The 1,674-nt window shown below is 49.4% G+C and carries 11 tRNA genes and 2 rRNA genes; all 13 read left to right on the top strand.

The features are described 5' to 3' along the window. Positions 1-85, top strand: a 23S ribosomal RNA gene (locus tag AWV70_RS20045); the annotation flags it as partial. A 147-nt stretch (positions 86-232) separates the two neighbouring features. Further along, positions 233-348 (top strand): 5S ribosomal RNA (gene rrf, locus AWV70_RS20040). A gap of 50 nt (positions 349-398) precedes the next feature. Next, positions 399-473: transfer RNA gene (locus AWV70_RS20035), tRNA-Asn, on the top strand. Between the two features lie 3 nt (positions 474-476). Continuing rightward, positions 477-567: transfer RNA gene (locus tag AWV70_RS20030), tRNA-Ser, on the top strand. A 22-nt stretch (positions 568-589) separates the two neighbouring features. Then, positions 590-664: transfer RNA gene (locus tag AWV70_RS20025), tRNA-Glu, on the top strand. A 156-nt stretch (positions 665-820) separates the two neighbouring features. Next, a tRNA-Val gene (locus tag AWV70_RS20020) sits at positions 821-896 on the top strand. A 175-nt stretch (positions 897-1,071) separates the two neighbouring features. Further along, positions 1,072-1,146 (top strand) — tRNA-Met (locus AWV70_RS20015). A 3-nt stretch (positions 1,147-1,149) separates the two neighbouring features. Next, a tRNA-Asp gene (locus AWV70_RS20010) sits at positions 1,150-1,225 on the top strand. Between the two features lie 7 nt (positions 1,226-1,232). After that, positions 1,233-1,308 (top strand) — tRNA-Phe (locus tag AWV70_RS20005). Between the two features lie 12 nt (positions 1,309-1,320). Next, positions 1,321-1,393: transfer RNA gene (locus AWV70_RS20000), tRNA-Thr, on the top strand. Between the two features lie 12 nt (positions 1,394-1,405). Next, positions 1,406-1,490 (top strand) — tRNA-Tyr (locus AWV70_RS19995). 7 nt (positions 1,491-1,497) lie between these two features. Continuing rightward, positions 1,498-1,571 (top strand) — tRNA-Trp (locus AWV70_RS19990). Between the two features lie 24 nt (positions 1,572-1,595). After that, positions 1,596-1,671: transfer RNA gene (locus AWV70_RS19985), tRNA-His, on the top strand. Positions 1,672-1,674 lie beyond the last annotated feature (3 nt).

The raw sequence follows: 1,674 nt of genomic DNA, 5'->3' as shown, positions 1-1,674 counted from the left end.
AAAGATGATGAGGTGGATAGGTCCGGGGTGGAAGCGTGGCGACACGTGCAGCTGACGGATACTAATCGATCGAGGACTTAACCTTAAAAGTTAAAGAGTACAGTTGGACTTGACGTTCAGCAACAATGTTGGTTTTATCCGGTTTTGAGCGAACAAAATTATTTATTTTGAAAAAACGCTTGCTTTATTCACCAGATATGATATAATAAATCTTGTCTTGTGAAGAAAATAGTCCAGTGATGATGGCGAAGAGGTCACACCCGTTCCCATACCGAACACGGAAGTTAAGCTCTTCAGCGCTGATGGTAGTAGGGGGCTTCCCCCTGTGAGAGTAAGACGTCGCTGGGCTGTCATTTCCAAAATGACTTAATGAGTGAAAAAACTCATTGCTGAATTATTCCGCAGTAGCTCAGTGGTAGAGCAATCGGCTGTTAACCGATCGGTCGTAGGTTCGAGTCCTACCTGCGGAGCCAATTGGAGAGCTGTCCGAGTGGCCGAAGGAGCACGATTGGAAATCGTGTATACGCTAACCGCGTATCAAGGGTTCAAATCCCTTGCTCTCCGCCAGTTTTATCACCTACTTACATATGGCCCCTTGGTCAAGCGGTTAAGACACCGCCCTTTCACGGCGGTAACACGGGTTCGAATCCCGTAGGGGTCACCATTTTATTAAAACGACTTATCGCAACTCCCGTTTAAAGTGGGAGAAGCAAGCAGGTCGCGGAAGCGATTGAAGGAAAGAGGGAGCGTACCAAAGTACGTGACCGACTGAGTGAAAGAAGCTGACAAAGAGATGCGCAGCTTATCACACTTTAAACCCGGAGGATTAGCTCAGCTGGGAGAGCACCTGCCTTACAAGCAGGGGGTCGGCGGTTCGAACCCGTCATCCTCCACCATTTTACCAAAACAGAATGCGTAGGATTTGAAATTCCTGCATCTAATATTATTGCGGGGAGGAGCAAGTCACATCACGAAGAATGTGATTTGTGTAATTTCCTAAAAGGAAATTACAACAAAGTCCCAGAGTAAAACAAAATGCGTAGGATTTGAAATTTCTACAACTAATATTATCGCGGGGTGGAGCAGTGGTAGCTCGTCGGGCTCATAACCCGAAGGTCGCAGGTTCAAATCCTGTCCCCGCAACCAAAAGGTCCCGTGGTGTAGCGGTTAACATGCCTGCCTGTCACGCAGGAGATCGCCGGTTCGATCCCGGTCGGGACCGCCATTTATGTGGCTCAGTAGCTCAGTCGGTAGAGCAAAGGACTGAAAATCCTTGTGTCGGCGGTTCGATTCCGTCCTGAGCCACCATTTTAATATTATGCCGGTGTAGCTCAGTTGGTAGAGCAACTGACTTGTAATCAGTAGGTCGTGGGTTCGACTCCTATCGCCGGCATATGCTTCTCATGGTGGGGTAGCGAAGTGGCTAAACGCGGCGGACTGTAAATCCGCTCCCTCCGGGTTCGGCGGTTCGAATCCGTCCCCCACCACCATCTTTACAGGGGCATAGTTTAACGGTAGAATAGAGGTCTCCAAAACCTTTGGTGTGGGTTCGATTCCTACTGCCCCTGCCATTTCTGTTTCAACCCATTACTATGGCGGTCGTGGCGAAGTGGTTAACGCATCGGATTGTGGTTCCGACACTCGGGGGTTCGATTCCCCTCGTCCGCCCCATTC

This window comes from Sporosarcina koreensis (assembly GCF_001531445.1).
Classification (GTDB): Bacteria; Bacillota; Bacilli; order Bacillales_A; family Planococcaceae; genus Sporosarcina; species Sporosarcina koreensis_C.
The sequence above is the reverse complement of the archived record's forward strand: the minus strand, read 5'-3'. Positions and strand labels throughout refer to the sequence as shown.